Consider the following 14,827-nt stretch of genomic DNA (forward strand, 5'->3'; position numbering starts at 1 on the left):
GCGTCACGTCGGTGCCCGCCGGTAGGCTGGAGCGATGGCAGCACCTCGATCGTCCTCCCGCGGCAGCGGCTCCGCAGCCAAGGGCACGAAGATCCCTCAGGTGCCGTGGCGTGAGCCGCGTCCCGCCCCGATCGTGCTGGTGTCGGGGCCGGAGGAGGTGCTCGCGGAGCGCGCCATCGCCGGTGTGCGCGACTACCTGCGCGCCGAGGACCCGGCGCTCGAGGTCAGCGACATCCGTGCCGACGACTACGCCGCGGGCACACTGCTCTCGCTCACCTCTCCCTCGCTGTTCGGCGAGCCGCGCCTGGTGCGGGTGGCCGGCGTCGAGAAGTGCACCGACGCGTTCCTGCAGGAGGCCGTGCGGTACGCCGAGAACCCGCAGGAGGGCGCGACCGTCATCCTGCGCCACACCGGAGCCAGCGTGCGCGGCAAGAAGCTGCTCGACGCCGTCCGCGCCGGCATCGGCGGCGGGATCGAGATCCCGTGCGCGGCGATCAAGCGCGACGGCGACAGGGTCGACTTCGCGGCGGGCGAGTTCAAGGCGGCGAGGAAGCGCATCGCGCCCACCGCTCTGCGCGCGCTGGTCTCGGCGTTCGCCGATGACCTCACCGAGCTCGCGGCAGCCTGCCAGCAGCTGATCGGCGACGTCGAGGGAGACATCACCGACGACGTCATCACCAAGTACTACGGCGGTCGTGTCGAGGTGTCGGCCTTCGTCGTCGCCGACACCGCCATCGCAGGCCGCTACGGCGAGGCGCTGATCGCCATGCGCCACGCGCTGGCATCCGGCGCCGATCCCGTGCCCATGGTCGCGGCCTTCGCGATGAAGCTGCGCACCATGGCGCGCGTCGCAGGCAACCGTGAGCCCAGCCGGCAGCTGGCATCTCGTCTCGGCATGAAGGACTGGCAGGTCGACCGCGCACGCCGCGACCTGCAGGGCTGGAACGAGCGGTCGCTCGGCATGGCCATCCAGGCGACTGCCCGGGCGGATGCCGAGGTCAAGGGCGCCGCGCGCGACCCGATCTTCGCGCTGGAGCGCATGATCGCGGTGATCGCTACCCGCGAGCCGTTCGGGCACTGAACCGCGTCCTCGCTGCGCGCAGAGCGCAGGGCTCGCCGGAGACGCAGAAGGCCCGCCCCGAGAGGGGCGGGCCTTCTGCGTGAATCAGCGGCTCAGAGAGCGGCGACCTGCTTGGCGATGGCCGACTTGCGGTTGCTCGCCTGGTTCTTGTGCACGACGCCCTTGCTGACGGCCTTGTCGAGCTTGACGGAAGCGACCTTGAGGGCGGCCTCAGCGGCCTCCTTGTCGCCGCCCGCGATGGCCTCACGGGTCTTGCGGACGAGGGTCTTCAGCTCGCTCTTGACGGCCTTGTTGCGCTCCTGCGCCTTCAGGTTGGTCTTGTTGCGCTTGATCTGCGACTTGATGTTTGCCACGTGTGGACACGCTTTCTGTCTGGATGTTGATCGGATGCTGCAGACGAGAGAGGGCGCCGACAGCGGTCGTGAGGGACGAACCCACACGCAAGCCAAGAGTCAATGTTACCAGCACCCCGGCGCAGTGCGAAAACGACGGCCCCTGCGCGTCGTGCCCGGCTCGGGTGACGCGCCGAGCGCGGGATTCAGTCGCGCCGAACGTGGTACCGGGTGCAGAATCGACGGTACCCGATAGACGACGACGTCAGAGGAGCCCGATGCCCGATCCGCTGTCCGCGCCCCGCATTCCCGCGGGGCTGCGCTGGTCCACCGCCACCTCCGCATTCCAGATCGAAGGGTCACGCACGGCCGACGGCCGAGGGCGCTCGATCTGGGACGACTTCGTCGACCGGCAGGGCGCGGTGATAGACGGCGGCACCGCCGAGCCCGCCTGCGACAGCTACCGGCGCACGGATGACGACATCGCGCTCCTCGCGGGCCTCGGCGTGGACGGCTACCGCTTCTCGATCCCGTGGGTGCGCATCCAACCCGGAGGATCGGGGCCCGCGAACGGCGCGGCCCTCGACCACTACGAGAGGCTCGTGGACGGACTGCTGGCGCGCGGCATCGCTCCCGAGCCCACGCTCTACCACTGGGAGCTGCCCAGCGAGATCGAGGCGGCCGGCGGCTGGCTCAGCCGCGACACCGTGTCGCGATTCGCCGACTACTCCGCGATGGTCGCCGATCGCCTGGCCGACCGGGTGGCGACCTGGTACACGATCAACGAGGCCGCCATGACCACCCTGCAGGGCTACGGGACGGGGGAGCTGGCGCCGGCGAAGCAGCTCCTGTTCGGCGCGCTGCCCACCGTGCACCATCAGCTGCTCGCGCACGCTCGCGCGGCCGCCGTCCTCCGCTCGGCGGGTGCGACACGCGTCGGCATCACCAACAACCACACCCAGGTGCTCCCCGCGGGCGGATCGGATGCCGATCTCGCGGCCGCGTACGCGTACGACCTCGTCCACAACCGGGTGTTCTCCGAACCCCTCCTGGCAGGCGCGTATCCCGACCTCGAGGCGCTCGGCCTCCCGCCGATGCCCGTGCAGGACGGCGACCTCGAGTTGATCGCGGACTCCCTGGACTTCTACGGCGTGAACTTCTACAACCCCACCACGGTCGCCGCAGCATCCGAGGACAGCCCGCTCCCGTTCGATCTGCTGCCCACCCCGGGCGCTCCGCTCACCGGCTTCGGCTGGCCGATCATGCCGGAGGCGCTGCGGGACTTCCTGGTAGACCTCTCCGAGCGGCATCCGGACATGCCGCCGATCGTGATCGGCGAGAACGGCGCCTCCTTCCCGGAGCCCGGTGACGCCGTGCGCGTGCAGGACGACGACCGCATCGCCTTCCTGTCGGCGCACATCGGCGCGGTCGCCGAGGCCGTCGCGCAGGGCGTTCGCGTCGAGGAGTACACGGTCTGGTCGTTGATGGACAACTTCGAATGGGCCGACGGGTACACGCAGCGGTTCGGGCTGGTGCACGTCGACTTCTCATCCGGAACCCGCACGCCGAAGGCCTCGTACGACTGGTACCGGGATCTCATCCGAGCCGCTCGCCCGGGCGCTGAGGGGAGCGCACGATGACCGGGACGGCGAAGGTCGGCGCCGGCTGGATGAGCCTCTTCACCCTCGCCTGGCTCACCATCTGGACCGTGCAGCTCACCCCGGTGCAGCTGCTGCTTCCCCTGCAGCTGGACACCCCCGAGGACGACTGGATCCGCGGTGTGGTGTCCTCCGGCCTGGTGCTCGGCGTCGGCGGGCTGTTCGGCATCATCGCCGGACCCGTGGTCGGCGCGATCTCCGACCGCTCCCGCTCTTCGCGCGGTCGCCGGCGTCCCTGGGCCCTGATGGGCGTCTGGGTCTCGGCGGTCTTCCTCGTGCTCACGGGCCTCGTCGATGGACCCTGGCTGGTCGGTGCCTGCTGGGTGGGCGTGTCGATCGGCGTCTCGGTGGCCTCCGCGGCCTTCACCGCTCTCATCGCCGACCAGCTCCCTCCCTCGCAGCGCGGTGCCGCATCCTCGGCGGTGGGCTCGAGCCAGGCCGTCGGCATCGTGCTGGGCGTGGGCCTGGTGGTGCTGCTCGGCCTCGGCGTGCTGGCCGGTTACCTCCTGCTGGCCGCGATCATCGCGGTGGTCGGCACGCTGACCGCGCTGATGCTGCCCGATCCGCCGGCCTCGGCATCCGAGCTGCCGCCGCGAGCCGGCGACAGGCCGCGCCTCGCGTCGCTGCGCGACCGCGACTTCGCCTGGATGCTGTGGGGCAGGCTCGTGGCCAACATCGGCAATGCGCTCGGCACGGCGCTGTTCCTGTTCTTCCTGCTGCACGGGCTGAAGCAGCCGAACGCCGAGGCGCAGGACAACCTGCTGCTGCTCATCGTCGTCTACACCGTGTTCGTCGTGATCGCCTCGGTGTTCACCGGCATCCTGTCCGACCGCACCGGGAGGCGCCGCGGGCTGACGGTCGCCGCGACCTTCGTTCAGGCGGCGTCCGGAGTCGCCATCGTCATCCTGCCGACCTTCGAGGTGACGATGATCGCCGCGGCGCTGATGGGCCTCGGGTACGGAGCGTTCTCGACGGTCGGACTGGCCTTCGCGACGGACCTGCTGCCGGACCAGCAGGACCACGCGAGGGATCTGGGGATCGTGAACGTGACCGCAGCGCTCGGCCAGCTCATCGGCCCCGTTGTCGGGGCAGGACTGGTCGCGCTGGTGGGCGGGTTCTGGCTGGTCTTCCTGATGGCGGCGGTGCTGTCGGTGGTCGGCGGCCTCATGACCGCTCTCGCACGACAGCCAGAGCCAGCTCCAGCACCGCGTTGAACACCCGCGGCCGCATGGCCGTGACCAGGTGCGTGGTGCGCGGGACCACGATCAGCTCGGCGTGCGGTGCGAGCCGGCGGAACAGCCACTCGTGCGTGCGCAGCTGGTCGAACTGACCGTTGACGAACCACAGCGGTATGCGGATGCGGGCGACCGACCTGGCGATGTCGAGCGCGGCCAGGCTCCGCAGCGCGGCGTCCTGGGCGTCGAGCGCGTAGCCGCCGGCGCCGAAGTCGGCCCTGGTCTCCTCGGGGATGGTCGCCGCGAGGATCTGCGCGGCCAGCCATTCCCCCCGGTCGGGAAGGGAGTTCATCGCACCGGCGACCAGGCGGTACGCCGCCAGCGCCGGGCCGCGGGGGAGTGCACTGCACGACGCCGCGATCAGCGCCGCGACCGGCGGCGGATCCTCGCCGCCGACGTACGCCAGTGAGAGCAGGCCGCCCATCGAATGGCCCGCCAGCAGCACGGGGCCCGCCTCGGCCGCGGTGCGGACCGCGGCGTCGATCGTGTGCAGGGCCTCGTGCAGAGTGAAGTCGCCGTCCATGCGCGTGCCGTGCCCGGGAAGGTCGACGGCGGTGGCGGGGACTCCTGCCGCCTCGAGATGGGCGAGCTGCGCGCGCCACATGGTGGCGGAGGTGCGGATGCCGTGCACCAGGACGACCTGCGGAGTCACAGTCCCAGCATAGAAAGAAGCGGGGCCGGTGGATGAACCACCGGCCCCGCTCACTGCGATCGGTCGAGAAACCCTAGGGGTTACTTCTCCCAGCCGACGTTCTCAACGGGCTGGATGCCGAAGCCGTCGAGACCCACGTAGGCCTCGGGGGTCAGGTTGGCCAGACCCTTCTTGGCTGCGGAGATCGAAGGACCGTTGTAGAGGGAGATGAGGCCCCAGCCCTCGAGGAGCTTCGGCTCGAGCTTCATCGCCGCTGCGATCTGCTTGTCGCCGTCGCCGATCTTCTCGATCTCGTGGATCTCGGCGTCGGTCTCGTCGCTCCAGACACCCGACAGGTTCAGGCCCTGGTCGGCGCCGTAGAGCTGGAACATGTCGCCGACGCCGTACGGGTCGGACGACGTGAAGCGCAGGCTCGCGACATCCCAGTTCTTGCTGTTGTAGTCAGCCGCGAACTTGTTGGGCGGGCGGACGTCGATCTTCAGATCGATGCCGACCTCCTTCTCCATCTTCTGGAACGACTGTGCAAGCGCGGCCTGCGTCGGGTCGTCGCTGAAGACGGGGTAGACGACAGACAGCTTGACGCCGTCCTTCTCGCGGATGCCGTCGGAGCCCTTCTTCCAGCCGGCGTCGTCGAGGAGCTTGTTCGCCGCCTTCGGGTCGTACTTGTAACCGGCCTTGGCGAGCGAGTCGCTGTAGCCCGGCTGGAACGAGTACATCAGGAACGAGCCCGCGGGCTCCTCGGAGTAGTCCAGGCCGTTCCAGGCGATCTTCTTCTGCTGGTCGATGTTGATCGCCTTGAAGAAGGCCTCGCGGACCTTGACGTCCTTGAACTGCGGCTTCTCGGAGTCCACCTCGACCAGCGTGTTCGCAGTCTGCTGCGCACGGTAGATCTTGATGTCCTTCATGTCCGCGACCTGGGCCAGGCGGTCCTTCGTGCCGACGCCCACCGTGTCGATCTCGCCGTTCTTGAAGGCGTTGATCGAGGCCTGGGCGTCCATGCCGGTGAAGGTCACCTTGTCGAGCATGGGCTTGTCGCCCCACCACTTGTCGTTCGGCTTGAACGAGATGAAGCCCTTGTTGGCGTCGAACTGGTCGACGGTGTACGGGCCGGCGCCCCACTCCGGGTGCGGGTTGCTCAGGAACGCCTTGTTGAACAGGTCAGGCGTGTTGATCGCGGGGTGCAGCAGGATCGTGAATCCCTTTGCGATCCACGGGTACTCGCCCTTGTAGGTCACGATGGCAGTCTTCGGCGTGTCACCCTGGGTGACGGACTCGACGTTGTCGTAGCCGCTGGTCGAGTTCGGGACGAAGCCCTCGTCGTTCGAACGGTTGGCCTTCCAGGTGGCGTCGATGGCGGTCCAGTCCATCGGGGTGCCGTCATTCCAGACTGCCTTGTCGTTGAACTTGAAGGTGATGACCGTGTTGCCGTCCTTGACTTCGTTCTTCCACTCGTCGAGGTAGGCGTCGTTCTTGTACGGCGTGCCATCCGGCTTGAACAGGATGAGCTGCGGCATGTACCACGCTGCGATGCGTGCCGTGTCCGCGCTGCCGTCGCTGTTGAACTGGTTCAGCTGCTCCGGGATCTCGTTGATCGGGAAGTTGACAGTGCCGCCCTGCTTGAGGTTCTCGCGGGGCTGCGGGTTGTAGTCAGCGAACGCCGTCTTCTTGCCGGTGTCGCCGCCCTTGTCCCCGCCGTCACCGGTGTTTCCGGTGTTGTTGGCTGCGCACCCGCTCAGAGCGAGTGCGAAAGCGCCGGTGAGTGCCAGCGCTCCCATCAGCTTGTGCTGCTTCATGGTGCTCCTTTCGCCTTTCGGCGTGTCATTAGGGAGGTTAGTTCGCATCGCGTCGCAATCGAGGCGTGCGTGAGTGAATCGTGACTAACCGTTATCGGACGGTGATCCGACGGTTACATCACCGAAATCTCAGACCGTCGCGGGCCGCGTGCTCATCGTCTCCGGGTCGAAGATCACGCGCTGACGCGTGCGCTCGATGTCCGGATCGGGGACGGGGATGGCCGACAGCAGCGCCTGCGTGTACGGGTGCTGCGGGTTGTCGAACACGTCGTCCACGTCGCCGTACTCGACGAACTCGCCGAGGTACATGACCGCGACGCGGTCCGCGATGTGGCGGATGACCGAGAGGTCGTGCGCCACGAACAGGTACGACAGGCCCAGCTTGACCTTCAGCTCGTCGAGCAGGTTGATCACGCCGGCCTGGATCGAGACGTCCAGCGCCGAGACCGGCTCGTCCAGCACGACGATCTTCGGGTTGGTCGAGAGTGCGCGGGCGATGCCGATGCGCTGCCGCTGACCACCCGAGAACGCGCCGGGGAAGCGGTCGCGGTGCGCCGGGTTCAGACCGACGAGGTCCATCAGCTCCTGCACGCGGCTGTGGATCTCGTCCTTGTTCATGCCGATGGCCTGCATGGGCTCGGCGATGATGTCGGTCACCGTCATGCGCGGGTCCAGAGCGCCCATCGGGTCCTGGAACACGATCTGGATGTCGCGGCGCAGGCTGCGCTCGACCGTCCTGCTGTGCAGGCCGTTGACGCTGGTGCCGGCGATGATGATGTCGCCGTCGGCCTGCTTCTCGAAGTCCATGATCTGCAGCAGCGTGGTGGTCTTACCGGAGCCCGACTCGCCCACGATCGCCATGGTCTCGCCCTCGCGGACGTCGAAGCTGATGCCCTTCACCGCGTGCACCTCGCCGACCTTGCGCTTGAACAGCGCGCCTTTGAGCAGCGGGAAGGTCTTGACCATGTTGCGCACCTCGAGCGTGACGGGACGCTCCTCGCGCGGAGTCCGGGTGAGGCTGCTCTCGTGCAGCTCCGGCGCCGGGTACACCGGCAGACCGCCGATGAGACCGTCCGAGTCGATCTGGTCCGCACGGATGCAGGCGGCGAGGTGGTTCTCGCCGGAATCCGACGCGATGGGCACGAGGTCCGGTTCGCGGCGGACGCACGCGTCGATCGCGATCGGGCAACGCGATGCGAACGGGCAGGCGTCGGGCAGGTCGATCAGCAGCGGCGGGTTGCCCTTGATCGGGATCAGAGGCTCCTTCTCGGCCTTGTCGACGCGCGGAATGGCTCCGAGCAGTCCGATCGAGTACGGCATCCGGGTGTTGTGGAACAGCTCGTGTGCGGGGGCGTGCTCGACGGGCTTGCCCGCGTACATCACCATCACGTCGTCGGCCGTGCGGGCCACCACGCCCATGTCGTGCGTGATCATGATCACGGCGGCGCCGGTCTCGTCCTGCGCCTTCTCGATCAGGTCGAGGATCTGCGCCTGGATGGTGACGTCGAGCGCCGTGGTGGGCTCGTCGCAGATGATCAGGCGCGGATTGTTGGCCATCGCGATCGCGATCACGACGCGCTGGCGCATTCCGCCCGAGAACTCGTGCGGGAAGGACTTCATCCGCTTCTCGGGGTTCGTGATGCCGACGACGCGCAGCAGCTCCAGCGAACGGTCCCAGGCCTCGCTCTTGGAGAGCCCGCGGTGCACGGTGAGCGCCTCGACGAGCTGGTCGCCGATCGTGAACACCGGGGTGAGCGAGGTCAGCGGGTCCTGGAAGACCATGGCCATGCCGTTGCCGCGGATCATGGACATCTGCTTGTCGGACTTGCCGAGCAGCTCCTGGCCCTCGAACTGGATGGAGCCGGTGACCTTGGCGTTCTCGTCGAGCAGGCCCATGATCGCCAGCGACGTGACGGACTTGCCCGATCCGGACTCGCCGACGATGCCGAGGGTCTTGCCCGCCTCGAGGTCGAAGGAGACGCCGCGGACGGCATCCACACGGCCCGCCTCCGAGGCGAAGCTGACCTTGAGGTCGCGGACGGAGAGAACGGTCTTCGAAGTGGGGGTGCTCATGCGCGGCCTCCAGCCGCCGAAGTGGGATCGAGGGCGTCGCGCAGGCCGTCGGCGACGAGCGCCATCGAGACGGTCAGCAGCGTCAGAGCCAGGGCGGGGAAGTAGAACAGCCACGGAGCACTGGTAACGCTGGCCGAGCCGTATCCGATCAGGGAGCCGAGGGAGACGTCAGGGGCTTTGACGCCGAAGCCGATGAATGACAGGCCGGTCTCGGTGCTGACCGCGCCGACGATACCGAGGGTGAAGTTGATCACCAGCAGCGAGCCGATGTTCGGGACCAGGTGGCGCAGCACGATGCGCATGCCCGGGACGCCCATGTAGCGCGCGGCGTCGACGTACTCGCGTTCCCGCAGCGACAGCGCCAGCGTCCAGATGACGCGGGCCGGGAAGAACCAGCTCACGAAGATCAGAGCCAGCGAGATCACGCGCCAGTCGCCGCCTGCGTCATTGGAGACGAGGGCGAGGATGAGGAAGGTCGGCACGACCATCAGGAAGTGGATGACCAGCAGCGTGACCCGTTCCACGCGACCGCGGAAATACGCGGCGGCGGTGCCCACGATGGCCGACAGCGCCGTGACGCCTACCGACACCGTGACGGCGATCATCAGCGAGCGCTGCAGGCCGACTGCCGTCTGCAGCCAGTTGTCGTTTCCGGACGCGTTGGTGCCGAACCAGTGCTCCGACGACGGACCGGTCGACAGGTTCATGAAGTCCTGGTCGTCGATCTTGTACGGCGTCAGGAGCGGGACCACGATGGAGTAGATCACCATCAGGACGAAGATCACGATGCCGGCGACGGCGGGCTTGTTGCGCATGAAGCGACGCGTGTACAGCGTCCACTTGCTCAGCTGCTTGCCGGGGATGCGCTCGGCGGTGGTGTCGGGGCCGACAGGCGGCTGCACCGCGGGGTCGATCATCTCGGTGCTCATATCAGCTCACCCTCACTCGCGGGTCGAGGACGACGACGGCGATGTCGGCCAGCAGCGCTCCGATGGCGGTCAAAGCAGCGCCGAAGGCTGCGACGGCGACCACGCCGTGCACGTCGTTTCCGTTGATGGTGGTCAGGAAGTACTGGCCCATGCCCTGCCAAGCGAAGATCCGCTCAGTCAGAATCGCGCCGGTGAAGATGCCGGGGATCGAGAATGCGACCTGCGTCGCGACCGGGATGAGCGAGGTGCGCAGCGCGTGGCGGCGGATCGCCTGCTGCTTGGTCAGGCCCTTAGCGCGCGCGGTGCGCACGTAGTCGGCGCTGATGTTGTCCAGCAGCAGGGTGCGCTGCAGGAAGTGGTACTGCGCGTAGCCGATGACCACCAGGGCGATCGTGGGCAGGATCAGATGCTGCGCGGCATCGACGATCACTGGGAAGAACCCTGTCGTCCCCTCTGTCGAGGAGCCGGTGACGAAGAACACCCGGGTGCCGACCCACTTGTTGAAGTTGATGGCCAGGATCACGACGGCGAGTGCCGCGACGATGATGTTGATGTTCATCGTGATGATCGAGATGCCCTGCCAGATGCGGTCACCGAGCTTGTACTGGCGGGAGGCCGTGTACACGCCGATCCAGATGCCCAGCAGCGTCATGATGATCGTCGCACCGAGGACGAGCTCCGCGCTGACCCACATGCGGTACGCCACCTGCTCGTTGACCGAGCCGCCCGTCGGGCTGACGCCCCAGTCCCAGCGCAGGACGATCCCGGTGAGCCAGGTCCACCACCGCTCGACCAGGGGGACGGTGTTGTCCAGGTTGCGGGGTCGGAGCAGATTCTCGATCTGCTCCGGGGACAGCGGGGGCTTTCTGCCGACGTAATTGCTGCGCGGATCGAGGAAGGACCAGGCCAGGATGTAGGTGACATTGGTCGCGACCACGATCATCAGCAGCCAGCCGAGAGCTCGGCGCACGAGATACTTGATCAAGGTGGTGATTCTTTCTCTTCTACAGCGCGCTCGGGATCTGCCGACGCAACGCTGGGTCGGGATGACATTCAAGCACCATCCACGAGATAACGCACACCGGCAGCACGGGCGGCTGTGACGGAGTCCTGTGCTCCGCGGAACCCGGTCTCCGGGTCGGGGCAACTTCGCGAGACTATCACCGCACGCGCGGAATGCGGGATTCCGGCGCGCTCTCGTAGACTTGCGGGAACCCTTCCTGCAGCATCAAGGACCTCATGTCACCCCGCGCTCTCACTCCGCTGTCGCCTGCCGCGACGCCCGCCTCGCAGATCCGCAACTTCTGCATCATCGCCCACATCGATCACGGCAAGTCCACCCTGGCCGATCGGATGCTGCAGATCACCGGCGTCGTCTCCGACCGGGACATGCGGGCCCAGTACCTGGACCGCATGGACATCGAGCGCGAGCGCGGCATCACCATCAAGAGCCAGGCCGTGCGGATGCCATGGCAGACCGACTCAGCCACAGGGACGACCGAGACGTTCGCGCTCAACATGATCGACACCCCCGGGCACGTGGACTTCACCTATGAGGTGTCCCGTTCCCTCGCCGCGTGCGAGGGCGCCATCCTGCTGGTCGATGCGGCGCAGGGCATCGAGGCGCAGACGCTGGCCAACCTGTACCTGGCGCTGGAGAACGATCTGACGATCATCCCCGTGCTCAACAAGATCGACCTGCCCGCGGCCGACCCGGACAAGTTCGCCAAGGAGCTCGCGGACCTGATCGGCGGCAGGCCCGAGGACGTGCTGCGCGTCTCGGGCAAGACCGGCGTGGGCGTCGAGGCGCTGCTGGACCGCATCGTCAGCGAGATCCCCGCCCCGGTCGGCGACGCCGACGCCCCGGCGCGCGCCATGATCTTCGACTCCGTCTACGACGCCTACCGCGGCGTGGTCACCTATGTGCGCATGGTCGACGGCCGGCTCGAGCCCCGCGAGCGCATCCAGATGATGTCGACCAGGGCCGCGCACGACCTCCTCGAGATCGGCGTCTCCAGCCCCGAGCCGACCCCCACGCAGGGACTCGGCGTCGGCGAGGTGGGCTACCTGATCACGGGCGTGAAGGATGTGCGCCAGTCGAAGGTGGGCGACACGGTCACGACGCTGCGCCGTCCTGCATCCGAGGCCCTCGCCGGCTACACCGACCCCAAGCCGATGGTGTTCTCGGGCATCTACCCGATCGACGGCAGCGACTACGCCGAGCTGCGCGAGGCGCTGGACAAGCTCAAGCTGTCGGACGCGTCGCTGCAGTACGAGCCGGAGACGTCGGTCGCACTGGGCTTCGGCTTCCGCTGCGGTTTCCTCGGCCTGCTGCACCTCGAGATCATCACCGAGCGGCTCTCCCGCGAGTTCGGCCTGGACCTCATCACCACCGCGCCCAGCGTGATCTACGAGGTCACCACCGACACGGGGGAGAAGGTGGTCGTCACCAACCCCAGCGAGTACCCGGACGGCCGGGTCGCCTCGGTGGCCGAGCCGATGGTGAAGACCGCCATCCTGCTGCCGAAGGACTACGTCGGCACGGTCATGGAGCTGTGCCAGTCCCGGCGCGGGGCGCTGCTGGGCATGGAGTACTTCTCCGAGGAGCGCGTCGAGCTGCGCTACCGGATGCCGCTCGGCGAGATCGTGTTCGACTTCTTCGACCAGCTGAAGTCCAAGACGCAGGGCTACGCGAGCCTCGACTACGAGCCCGACGGCCAGCAGGAGGCCGACCTGGTGAAGGTCGACGTGCTGCTGCAGGGCGACAAGGTCGACGCGTTCAGCGCGATCGTGCACAGGGAGAAGGCGTACGCCTACGGCACGATGATGGCCGAGCGCCTGCGCAAGCTCATCCCGCGGCAGAACTTCGAGGTGCCGATCCAGGCCGCCATCGGCGCCCGCATCATCGCCCGTGAGACCATCCGCGCCCTGCGCAAGGACGTGCTCGCCAAGTGCTACGGCGGCGACATCAGCCGCAAGCGCAAGCTGCTCGAGAAGCAGAAGGAGGGCAAGAAGCGGATGAAGATGGTCGGCCGTGTCGAGGTGCCCCAGGAGGCGTTCATCGCCGCGCTGTCGGGTGACGTCGAGGGCAAGAAGTAAGGACGGCGGCACGTCGTCGGGGTGTCGTTCAGGCACGTCGCGTAGGCTGGAGATCATGCGTCGCGGGACATTCCGAGAAGGCACTGTGGACTATGCCGCGGTCGGGGCGACGCACGCCCCCGACCTCATGCAGTATCCGCCGGAGAACAGCATCCCCGCCGAGGAGTCGTGGCGGATCGGCAGCGGCGAGGACCGGTTCCGGTCCGCAGGCGATGCGCTGCTCTCGTGGACCGCGCAGCGCGCGGCCGGCCTGCAGCTGAGCGATGTGCGACCGGCATCGGGGGACACCTACACGGGCGTCAGCTTCGACGCCGAGGGCGCCCCGATCGCGCCGAACCGCAACCAGGTCGAGCAGCGCTACGACGCCGAGGGCACGCCGTTCGTCGCCCCCGGGATGACGCTGAAGGTGCGCGGCCGGGTCAAGGGCATGCGCGCGGATGCCGAGCTGCGCGTCATCTCGGTGACCGAGGAGCGCCGCCGGATCGGGTTCGTGCTCGGAACCGTCGGCGGCTCCGTGGTGCGCGGTGAGGAGTCGTTCGACATCGACTGGCGGGACGACACCGACGAGGTGTGGTTCACCGTGCGCGCGTTCGATGCGCCCGCGGCCATGCTCTATCGCCTGCCCGGCATGGTGAAGCGCCGCCGGCGCGAACTGCTCTCCCGCTATCTCCGGGCGATCTCCCCCCTGTACGCGACGCCCATCTGATGGCCGGACCCCTGCCTCTGGGAGATCCGGCGCCCGCGGACGGCCGACTCCCGGACGGGCTCCCGGTCGATGCGACGACGCCGTTCTCCGCCTACCTGCACGTGCCGTTCTGCCGGGTGCGCTGCGGCTACTGCGACTTCAACACCTACACGTCCAGCGAACTGCGAGGGGCGCGCCAGGACGAGTACGCCGACACGCTGATCCGCGAGATCGACCTCGCCCGCGCGGTGCTGGACGAGGCCGGCGCGGTGCGACCCATGGACACCGTGTTCTTCGGCGGCGGAACTCCGACGCTCCTGCCCGCCGGTGATCTGGCGCGCATGCTCCGCACGGCATCCGACGCCTTCGGTCTGCGCGACGGCGCGGAGGTGACGGTCGAGGCGAACCCCGACACCGTCACTCCGCAGGTCGTCGAGACGCTGCTGGACGCGGGCGTCAACCGGCTCTCCATCGGCATGCAGTCCGCCGTGCCGCACGTGCTCGCGGCGCTGGACCGCACGCACGATCCCGAGAACGTGGCGACCGCGGTGTGCGCGGCACGGGAGGCCGGGCTCGACGTCAGCGTCGATCTCATCTACGGGGCGCCAGGCGAGTCGCTGTCCGACTGGGAGCGATCGCTGGACACGGCTCTCGAACTCGCGCCGGACCACATCTCGGCCTACGCGCTGATCATCGAGGACGGCACGAAGCTGGCGCGGCAGATCCGTCGCGGTGAGGTGCCCGCCCCGGACGACGACCTGCAGGCCGACATGTACGAGCTCGCCGACCGGCGGCTGTCGGATGCCGGGTTCGCCTGGTACGAGGTCAGCAACTGGGCCCGCCGGCCGGAGAACGCCTCCCGCCACAACCTCGCCTACTGGCGCGGCTCCGACTGGTGGGGCTTCGGGCCCGGTGCGCACAGTCACGTCGCGGGTCTGCGCTGGTGGAACGTCAAGCACCCGGCTGCGTACGCGCAGCGGCTGGCGCTGGGGGAGTCCCCTGCGGCCGGACGCGAGCAGCCCGATCAGCAGGCGCGCACGCTGGAGCGCGTGCTGCTGCAGAGCCGCCTGGCCGAGGGGCTGCCGATCGACGACATCGCGGAGACGCACCGCGAGCGTGTCGCCGAGCTCATCTCCGACGGACTCGTCGATGCGGCATCCGCTCTGCGCGATCGGCGGGTGCGGCTGACCCTGCGCGGACGCCTGCTGGCGGATGCCGTGGTGCGGGCCCTCACGGAGTAGCCGGACCGCCTCCGGGGACCGCGCCGTTCCGACAGAGTAGGATTGGCAC

12 protein-coding genes are annotated in these 14,827 nt (G+C 68.2%); 6 read left to right on the top strand and 6 right to left on the bottom strand.

What is annotated here, in order from left to right; genetic code table 11:
* Nucleotides 1-34: 34 nt before the first annotated feature.
* On the top strand, nucleotides 35-1,081 hold the full coding sequence (gene holA, locus ACTJJ4_RS01130; RefSeq protein WP_440941669.1) for a DNA polymerase III subunit delta: 1,047 nt from the start codon (nucleotides 35-37) through the stop codon (nucleotides 1,079-1,081).
* 92 nt (nucleotides 1,082-1,173) lie between these two features.
* Here holA and rpsT read toward each other — a convergent pair whose 3' ends face one another.
* Nucleotides 1,174-1,434, bottom strand: a complete 261-nt coding sequence (rpsT, locus tag ACTJJ4_RS01135; protein ID WP_285630362.1) for a 30S ribosomal protein S20 — start codon at nucleotides 1,432-1,434, stop codon at nucleotides 1,174-1,176.
* Nucleotides 1,435-1,691: 257 nt separating this feature from the next.
* Here rpsT and ACTJJ4_RS01140 point away from each other — a divergent pair, with 257 nt between their 5' ends.
* On the top strand, nucleotides 1,692-3,053 hold the full coding sequence (locus ACTJJ4_RS01140; protein WP_440941670.1) for a GH1 family beta-glucosidase: 1,362 nt from the start codon (nucleotides 1,692-1,694) through the stop codon (nucleotides 3,051-3,053).
* A complete protein-coding gene (locus tag ACTJJ4_RS01145) occupies nucleotides 3,050-4,285 on the top strand; it encodes an MFS transporter (protein ID WP_440941671.1) in 1,236 nt (411 codons plus the stop codon). The genes ACTJJ4_RS01140 and ACTJJ4_RS01145 overlap by 4 nt, the downstream gene beginning before the upstream one ends.
* Here ACTJJ4_RS01145 and ACTJJ4_RS01150 read toward each other — a convergent pair.
* The 5 genes from ACTJJ4_RS01150 to ACTJJ4_RS01170 form a co-directional block, all read right to left on the bottom strand.
* Nucleotides 4,236-4,958, bottom strand: coding sequence for an alpha/beta fold hydrolase (locus ACTJJ4_RS01150; protein ID WP_440941672.1), 723 nt, complete (start codon nucleotides 4,956-4,958; stop codon nucleotides 4,236-4,238). The genes ACTJJ4_RS01145 and ACTJJ4_RS01150 overlap by 50 nt on opposite strands.
* An 80-nt stretch (nucleotides 4,959-5,038) precedes the next feature.
* Nucleotides 5,039-6,751, bottom strand: a complete 1,713-nt coding sequence (locus ACTJJ4_RS01155) for an ABC transporter family substrate-binding protein (protein WP_440941673.1) — start codon at nucleotides 6,749-6,751, stop codon at nucleotides 5,039-5,041.
* Between the two features lie 129 nt (nucleotides 6,752-6,880).
* Complete coding sequence (locus ACTJJ4_RS01160; RefSeq protein WP_440941674.1) at nucleotides 6,881-8,824, bottom strand: ABC transporter ATP-binding protein; 1,944 nt, start codon at nucleotides 8,822-8,824, stop codon at nucleotides 6,881-6,883.
* Nucleotides 8,821-9,753: an ABC transporter permease gene (locus ACTJJ4_RS01165; RefSeq protein ID WP_440941675.1), complete on the bottom strand. Its 933-nt coding sequence runs from the start codon at nucleotides 9,751-9,753 to the stop codon at nucleotides 8,821-8,823. The genes ACTJJ4_RS01160 and ACTJJ4_RS01165 overlap by 4 nt, the downstream gene beginning before the upstream one ends.
* Nucleotide 9,754: 1 nt before the next feature.
* Nucleotides 9,755-10,738, bottom strand: a complete 984-nt coding sequence (locus tag ACTJJ4_RS01170; protein ID WP_440941676.1) for an ABC transporter permease — start codon at nucleotides 10,736-10,738, stop codon at nucleotides 9,755-9,757.
* A 254-nt stretch (nucleotides 10,739-10,992) separates the two neighbouring features.
* Between ACTJJ4_RS01170 and lepA the strand changes: the two genes are divergently transcribed.
* The 3 genes from lepA to hemW are packed head-to-tail and all read left to right on the top strand — an operon-like array spanning nucleotide 10,993 to nucleotide 14,778.
* Nucleotides 10,993-12,852 (top strand): translation elongation factor 4, encoded by a 1,860-nt coding sequence (lepA, locus tag ACTJJ4_RS01175; protein ID WP_440941677.1) that lies wholly within the window; start codon nucleotides 10,993-10,995, stop codon nucleotides 12,850-12,852.
* Nucleotides 12,853-12,907: 55 nt separating this feature from the next.
* Nucleotides 12,908-13,558 (top strand): DUF1990 family protein, encoded by a 651-nt coding sequence (locus ACTJJ4_RS01180; protein WP_285630379.1) that lies wholly within the window; start codon nucleotides 12,908-12,910, stop codon nucleotides 13,556-13,558.
* Nucleotides 13,558-14,778: a radical SAM family heme chaperone HemW gene (hemW, locus tag ACTJJ4_RS01185; RefSeq protein WP_440941678.1), complete on the top strand. Its 1,221-nt coding sequence runs from the start codon at nucleotides 13,558-13,560 to the stop codon at nucleotides 14,776-14,778. Before ACTJJ4_RS01180 ends, hemW begins: the two co-directional genes overlap by 1 nt.
* The last annotated feature ends 49 nt before the right edge of the window (nucleotides 14,779-14,827 follow it).

The sequence above is a fragment of the Microbacterium sp. 22195 genome (genome assembly GCF_052056515.1).
Classification (GTDB): domain Bacteria; phylum Actinomycetota; class Actinomycetes; order Actinomycetales; family Microbacteriaceae; genus Microbacterium.